The 6,910-nt window shown below is 38.1% G+C and carries 7 protein-coding genes; all 7 read right to left on the bottom strand.

Annotated features, from left to right (window positions below; genetic code table 11):
• The coding region (locus D6734_00800) for an octanoyltransferase (GenBank protein ID RMF98139.1) at positions 1-236 on the bottom strand (236 nt) is incomplete at its 3' end.
• Positions 237-270: 34 nt separating this feature from the next.
• On the bottom strand, positions 271-1,386 hold the full coding sequence (locus D6734_00795; protein RMF98138.1) for a hypothetical protein: 1,116 nt from the start codon (positions 1,384-1,386) through the stop codon (positions 271-273).
• Positions 1,387-1,425: 39 nt separating this feature from the next.
• Positions 1,426-1,926: an NADH-quinone oxidoreductase subunit I gene (locus D6734_00790; GenBank protein RMF98137.1), complete on the bottom strand. Its 501-nt coding sequence runs from the start codon at positions 1,924-1,926 to the stop codon at positions 1,426-1,428.
• A 30-nt stretch (positions 1,927-1,956) separates the two neighbouring features.
• Positions 1,957-3,519, bottom strand: coding sequence for a hypothetical protein (locus D6734_00785; protein ID RMF98136.1), 1,563 nt, complete (start codon positions 3,517-3,519; stop codon positions 1,957-1,959).
• Positions 3,520-3,535: 16 nt separating this feature from the next.
• On the bottom strand, positions 3,536-4,801 hold the full coding sequence (nuoF, locus tag D6734_00780) for an NADH oxidoreductase (quinone) subunit F (GenBank protein RMF98140.1): 1,266 nt from the start codon (positions 4,799-4,801) through the stop codon (positions 3,536-3,538).
• Positions 4,802-4,805: 4 nt separating this feature from the next.
• Positions 4,806-6,485 (bottom strand): NADH dehydrogenase (quinone) subunit D, encoded by a 1,680-nt coding sequence (nuoD, locus tag D6734_00775; protein RMF98135.1) that lies wholly within the window; start codon positions 6,483-6,485, stop codon positions 4,806-4,808.
• Positions 6,472-6,910: NADH-quinone oxidoreductase subunit B (locus D6734_00770; GenBank protein ID RMF98134.1), on the bottom strand; the 439-nt coding region annotated here is incomplete at its 5' end. The genes nuoD and D6734_00770, both read right to left, overlap by 14 nt.

Below are 6,910 nucleotides of genomic sequence, written 5' to 3'. Positions count from 1 at the left end.
TCACCACCGCGTTCAACATTATACAAACCTATTCCCTTTTCTTTAAGAAATGATTCCTCCACTAAAAGATTTTCTTTTTTTCCTCTTCTACCTAAAGTTATAACAGGATTGTGTTCAAGTAGGAGAAGAATATTGCCAACATCACCTGACGATACTTTTTGGAATGCCGCCCTTTGAAGCTTCAATCCCTCTTCATAGTCAATTTTTGATAGGAGATAATAAAAACATTCACTCATAATTCTGATTTTATTAGATGAATGAAAGAGTTAATTAAAAATCGGTTTCTTTGCAAAAAGAATCTTCTTTTATATTCTTAGCCAACATAAGAACCTTAAAGACTTCACCCAAACTTCCGGGAAGAAGAAGGTTTTTTATTTTTTGAATTTCATTATATCTTTTTATATCAATGGCGCTGTCTGATGCAAGGGAAGAAACAATATCAAGGATTCCCCACCTGATAAGGAAAGTTTGAAGTGATATGAAATCTATTACCTTAAATCCATGTCTCTTTGCTTGAAAGGCAATTTCAGAAAAATTGACAGAAAAGGTTATATCCTGCTCACCTTGAAGAATATAAGGATTTTTGCTTACTCGATTTCTGCTGAAACATCTCAGCGTACTCTGAGGGAAATCCTTATCATATAATTTGTATGCACTATCTCCGTAATCTATAATTAAGACAAAACCACTATTCATTTTTGCAGAAAGTTTTTTAAAAATATCTTCATAAAAAGGACAAATATCGACTTCCCCTCTTCCTAAAAAATCTTTAAACCATCTTCTGCATTCTGCTGATTTTATATCAGATGAAATCTTCCCCTTCTTTTCCTCAAAGACACCATCGTGGCATTCGACATATATTTCCTCCCTTCTTACTCCTTCTATTCTAACTCTGCTAAAAGGCAGTGCATCAAAGAATTCGTTGAAACAGGCAACTCCATCGAATGACTCAACATCTTCCAATTTCTCATTTATTCCGATATGTTGGCTCAATGTTTTGAATCTTTCCTCGATTTCATTCCTTAAAATATCCTTCTGCTCTACAGCACAAAAGAAAAATTGAATATTTTTTTCTCTTTCCGCCGATAAAGATGAAAAAATATCTTTCAATAGCATTCCATTTCCTGCACCCACATCAAGAATAGTCAATTTTTTATTTGAGGGGAAAAATCTGAGTGTGGAAATCAAAAAATTCGATATACATTTTCCAAAAGCAAAGCTTAAAAGGGGGGCAGTATAAAAATCTTCGCCAAGCCCTCTCCTCTTGTTTGACTTGCCATAATATCCATATTCAGGATGATGGAGAACAAAATCGACATACTCATCAAAAGATATTCTCTTCCTTCCCAAAAAAAGCAAATTGATAAAATCTTTTGGAGAAGCCATTAAATGAATTTTTAAAAAGGACAACCTTATTATTGAAAACTAATCTTTATCCGGTCTATATCCAAGTTTAGAATCTTTTAAAGAAGGTCTGTCTTTCAATATATCAATATTGTAATTGCGCTCATCATAGGAATAGAATGCGCACTCTATTTCATTGCTCATTATAATGGCTTCTTCAGGACAGGCGTCCACACAATATCCGCAAAAAACGCATCGAAGCATATCTATCTCAAAACTCTTTGGCCTTTTTTCAATTGTATCATCAGGATGCTCCTCAGCAACTATGGTAATGCATTGCGCAGGACAAATCGTTGCGCACATATAACAGGCAACACATTTGGGGCTTCCATCTTCTCTCTTTGTAAGGATATGCACACCTCTGACTCTCTCAGAATATTCTCGCTTTTCATCAGGATACTCTATTGTGGGCCTGTCTTTTTTAAAGAGATTTGTTGCAAAATTACCGATTGTAACAGCAAGGCCCTTAATAGTTGCCACAATGTTTTTCTCTTCAACTTCAGCTATTTTTGTTTTTGCCATTTTTACACTTCTTCACTAAATAATCAATTTCTAAAGGTTAGAAAACTGTTCATATTCCCTTTTAATTTCTTCAAATATTTCCTCTACCTTTTCATATCTCTTCTCACCGGAAATTTCAAAAAGTATATCCTGCAGTATTTCATAATGTCCTCTTGCATCTCCCTTATTCGGCAGAGCTTTTTTAATTCTTTGCACCTTCCCTGCATAATTTGTAAAAGTACCTGATACCTCAGCATAAGATGATGAAGCAAAAACATAATTTACCGGAAAATTAGAAGGCACAACAAACATAGAATGAATAATAATAAGCTCTACTCCTTTTAATGCATTTATGAATTCTTCTGAATTTTCACCTTCTTTTATGAGCGACGGCGACATAAAATAAAGCATTTTTATATCGTTAGCTTTAATGATTTCTGCTGCTTTTTGTGGAGTTAGCTTACCTCCCGGAGGAGTACTAATTCCCATAAAAATTGCGCCCATAGTATTTGGATGTTTATCAATTCGCCTTAAAATCTGGTCTTCCCTCTTTTCGGCATCTTCTTTTCCTGATGTCTCACCAAGATAAATGTGCGGTGTCCTAATGTAATGGGAAAAGACTTTTTTAAAGAGGTATATGTCTTCATTGGTAGCATCAGGAGAAGCAATAGCCAAGACTTTTTCATTGTTAGAAGATACAATTCTTTTTATCTTTTCCGTTGTCTTTTCAATGGCATTCTCATAGCTTAAGGATTTATATGCCCCATTCTCTTTTTCTAAATGCTGAAGAAGTCTTGCCTCATCATTCAATAATTTATAAGAAAGCCTCCCTTCGTTACAAATCCAGCTTTTGTTAACATCGGGATTATATCTGGGGCGAATCCTGTAGGCAATGCCGTCCTTTGTATCCAAAAAGATATTGCATCCTGTACTACAAGAAGGACATATTGTTTCCGTAGATTCAAGGAACCATACTCGGCATTTAAACCTGAAATCTCTGCTCGTAATCGCTCCTACCGGACAAATATCGACAAGATTCCCTGAATAGGGATTGTCAACTACAGCATCATAAAAAGTGCCTATCTCAGTGCGATTGCCTCTATAAGAAAAGCCAAATTCTCCTGTTTTAGTAATATGTTCACAAAAACGAATACAACGTGAGCAGAGAACACATCTTTCTGTATCAAGGACAATCATATCACCCAATCGAATTGCCTTTCTCTTTCTCACCTTTTCAGAAAGATCAATTCGAGAATCATGCAAACCATACTTCATATAATAATCCTGTAAATAACATTCTCCTGCCTGGTCGCATATTGGACAATCAATCGGATGGTTGAGTAAAAGGAATTCAAGCACACCTCTCACCGCTTTACGGACACGAGGGCTATTTGTATGGACGACCATCCCATCTTGGGCTACAGTGGCACATGAGATGACTAATTTAGGCATCTTTTCAACTTCTACCTGACACATTCTGCAATTGCCAGCCCAAGGCAGGTCTTTATGGTAGCAAAAATGAGGTATTTCAATACCATTTCTTTCCGCTACCTGCAGAATACTTTCACCCTTTTCAAATTCAAATTCCTTTCCATCAATAGTTATTTTTGGCATAACTTTACCAACTCAATCATTTAACATTACATTTACCATTTTGTATGTGATACTCAAACTCGTCTCTAAACTTCTCAATAAAGCTCTGCACAGGCATAACAGCCGCATCTCCCAGAGGACATACTGTTTTTCCACTAATGTTGTCACAGATATCCAAAAGCAGGTCGATATCCGATATCTTTCCTTCACCATTCAAAATTCTCTTCAAAATCCGTGCCATCCACGCCGTTCCCTCCCTGCAAGGAGTGCACTGTCCGCACGATTCATGGGCATAAAAATGAGCAAGCACTGTTATTGCTTCAACCATACAATCGCTTTCATCAAAAACAATCATTCCTCCCGACCCGAGCATCGACCCTGCCTCAGCTACAGATTCATAGTCGAGATTAACCTTTTCTATTTCTTCAGCTCGAAGTACTGGTGTAGAAGAACCGCCGGGAATTACTGCTTTTAGTTTCTTTCCATCCTTTATACCTCCACACGATTCCTCAAGAAAAGTTTTAAGTGGCAAACCAAGGTCAATTTCATATACTCCCGGCCTATTTACCTTTCCGCAAACACTGAAAAGCTTTGTCCCTTTGCTCTTTTCAGTGCCTATGGAAGCATAGGCATCACCGCCATTCAAAACTATCCATGGCACAGAAGCCAAGGTTTCTACATTGTTTATTACAGTAGGACAATCAAAGGCGCCAACAGTTGCAGGGAAAGGCGGTTTCAAGCGGGGATAACCCCGTTTCCCTTCAAGAGACTCGAGCAAGGATGTCTCCTCACCACAAACATATGCACCCGCTCCTCTGTGAACAATGATATCGATGTTCAAGCCATTTCTTCCAAGTATATTCTCTCCCAAAAAACCTTTTTCCTTGGCTTCATCAATTGCTTTTTCAAGCATCATCGCGCCTTTATAAAATTCTCCTCTTATGTATATATAAGCAGTTTTCACTTTAAGCGCATAACTTGAAACGGCTATGCCTTCGATTAAAAGATGAGGGTCTCTTTCAATAATATGTCTGTCTTTAAAAGTGCCCGGTTCTCCTTCATCGGCATTGCATACCAAATAAATTGGAAGTGTTGTATCTTTTGGGATAAATGACCACTTTAATCCGGTAGGAAAACCTGCTCCTCCGCGCCCTCTCAATCCTGATTTCTTAACTTCTTCAACTATTGTCTCCGGAGCCATTGAAACGGCTTTTTCGAGGGCTTTATAGGCACCGCGAGAAAGCGCCGCATCGATCTGTGGCTGGTCATCAAAATCAGTATTTTTTAACAGTATCTTTTCCATCAATCTACCTGTCAAGCTCACCTGCTATAATGTTCAATCCGCCCAATATTGCTATGAGGTCTGAAATCATTGCACCTTTCAACATATACGGGAATGCTTGATATATAGCATAACAGGGCGGCCTTAACTTAATTCTATAAGGTTTGGCACTTCCATCGCTCACTATATAAAAACCAAGCTCTCCATTTGCAGCTTCGGTAAAAGAGTAAATTTCTCCCTCAGGCGGTTCCATTCCGTGCATTATAAGTTTAAAATGATTCATCAATGCTTCTATATTAGTGTAAACATCCTTTTTTGGAGGAAGTTCAACTCTCTTATCTCCACAGTGCACAGAGCCTTTAGGCATTTTTTCAAGGGCTTGTTCAATTATTCTCAAACTCTGCTTTGCCTCTTCAATCCTTACAATGTAACGGTCATAGGTATCACCATTTGTTCCTATGGGTACTTCGAAATCAAAATTTTCATATCCATAGTAAGGATGATCTTTTCTTATATCATAATCGACTCCGCATGCGCGAAGACAAGGTCCGGTCCAGCCAAATTCTATTGCATCTTCTTTGCTGATGACTCCAACGCCTCTCGTCCTCTTGTGAAAAATCATATTCTTATTGTTCAGCTTCTCGACATAGTTTAGAAATTCTCTAACGGATTCGATTACTTTTCTGCATCTTGTGACAAAATCATCTGGCACATCCTTGGCAAGTCCGCCAATTCTGACATAATTCGTTGTCAAACGGGAGCCACAGCAGGATTCAAGAAGCTCATAAACATCTTCTCTCGGTTTAAAGAAATACCAGAAATTTGTCAAAGCACCAAGGTCAACAAGATTGGCGCCAAGACAGACAAAATGGTCCATTATTCTCGAAAATTCCGAAAGGATAATCCTTATGGCTGTCGCTCTTGGAGTTATCTCTATACCCATTAACCGCTCTACAGCCATAGCATATCCAACATTATTCATAAATGCAGAGCAATAGTTCAATCTGTCAGTATAAGGAATTACAGTATTATAAGTATGAGTTTCACACATTTTTTCAAAACAACGATGAAGGTAACCTATTTCAGCTTCTGCATCTTCGATTATCTCACCATTGAGAAGAGCTTGAATTCTGAAAGTGCCATGCATAGCTGGATGTGAAGGTCCAATATTGACAACATATTTATCTGCGCCGGCATCTTTGAATTCCTCTTTTAAAAATTCTTTGATTTGTGTATTTTTGGTCCTCTGTCCAGCATCAAAATCTTTGCGTAAAGGGTGTCCTACAAACCAGTCATGGCAGAGTATCCTTGAAAGGTTTGGATGTCCATTGAAACGGATACCAAACATATCATATGCTTCACGTTCAAACCAATTGGCTCCCTTCCATACACTTGTTACAGAATCTACGACAGGATCATTTTCATAAAGAGGGACCTTAAGACGAACTCTCTTTTTGCGTGAAAGAGAATAGAGATGATATACTACTTCAAACCGCTCTTCTCTCTTTCCCAAATAATCAACGCCGCATATATCAAGAAGCATTTTGTAATCTAGAGAAGGATTATTTTTTAAGGTATTGCATACGGGAACAATATATTCACGGTTCAGCACAATTGTTAGATTGCCGTATGCATCGTCAACTGAACGAATTGCCTCTGGATGTTCTTCTTTAATTTTTGCTACTGTGGGATTATCCTCGAGCATTTTTCACAGAATCCTTTTCAACAATCTTTTGAATCATCATAATTCCATGAATCAAATTCTCTGGAGTAGGCGGACAACCTGCTACAAATACATCAACAGGAATAATCTCCTTGATACTTTGAACGACATGATATGCTCTATAAAATCCTCCTGATGATGCGCACGCACCCATTGAAAGCACCCATTTCGGTTCAGGCATTTGGTCATATATTTTTTTGAGGACAGGCGCCATTTTGTCCGTAATTGTGCCTGCAACTATAAGAAGATCTGCCTGCCTGGGAGAAAATCTAACAACCTCTGCGCCAAAGCGGGATAAGTCATAATGTGATGAAACTACCGACATAAATTCAATGGCGCAACAAGCTGTCCCAAAAGGCAAGGGCCAAAGAGAGCTTTTTCTTGCCCAATTGACAAGAGCATCTACT

It is taken from the genome of Candidatus Schekmanbacteria bacterium (genome assembly GCA_003695725.1).
Taxonomy (GTDB): Bacteria; Schekmanbacteria; GWA2-38-11; order GWA2-38-11; family J061; genus J061.
The sequence above is the reverse complement of the archived record's forward strand: the minus strand, read 5'-3'. Positions and strand labels throughout refer to the sequence as shown.

Bases quoted from the DNA above. Each gene is read 5' to 3' on its own strand.
- D6734_00795 (RMF98138.1), bottom strand. From the start codon at position 1,386: ATGGCTTCTCCAAAAGATTTTATCAATTTGCTTTTTTTGGGAAGGAAG.
- D6734_00790 (RMF98137.1), bottom strand. From the start codon at position 1,926: ATGGCAAAAACAAAAATAGCTGAAGTTGAAGAGAAAAACATTGTGGCA.
- D6734_00785 (RMF98136.1), bottom strand. From the start codon at position 3,519: ATGCCAAAAATAACTATTGATGGAAAGGAATTTGAATTTGAAAAGGGT.
- nuoF (RMF98140.1), bottom strand. From the start codon at position 4,801: ATGGAAAAGATACTGTTAAAAAATACTGATTTTGATGACCAGCCACAG.
- nuoD (RMF98135.1), bottom strand. From the start codon at position 6,485: ATGCTCGAGGATAATCCCACAGTAGCAAAAATTAAAGAAGAACATCCA.